This window comes from Jeotgalibacillus sp. ET6, assembly GCF_029667115.1.
Taxonomy (GTDB): domain Bacteria; phylum Bacillota; class Bacilli; order Bacillales; family Jeotgalibacillaceae; genus Jeotgalibacillus.
On the sequence record NZ_JARUIU010000247.1, the window covers coordinates 1 to 243 of the forward strand.

At 42.8% G+C, this 243-nt stretch carries 1 pseudogene; it reads right to left on the minus strand.

The window, feature by feature from the left end:
* Positions 1-44: 44 nt before the first annotated feature.
* Positions 45-122: pseudogene (locus tag P6709_RS20245) on the minus strand (hypothetical protein); the annotation flags it as partial.
* Between the last annotated feature and the right edge of the window lie 121 nt (positions 123-243).

The window sequence follows — 243 nt, forward strand, 5'->3', positions numbered from 1 at the left end:
CATCCATTGCATCAGAAATGGAGATCTCACTTCTTTAAACGAAGGACATTGTGGTGGGATTTGATCGTTTGAGCAGTAGCTGTTCCGCTTTCAATGATGTCAGTATACAGCGTGCCCATTGATTATCTATTGAACTTTGGCATAGCAAAAAATCCGCTTCTGATCATTCCTGTTGGGCTTGGAATGTCGGAGTGCTTTAATAATGTATTGAGCATGCTGCCGACGAGCAAGGCGTCTTCAAAT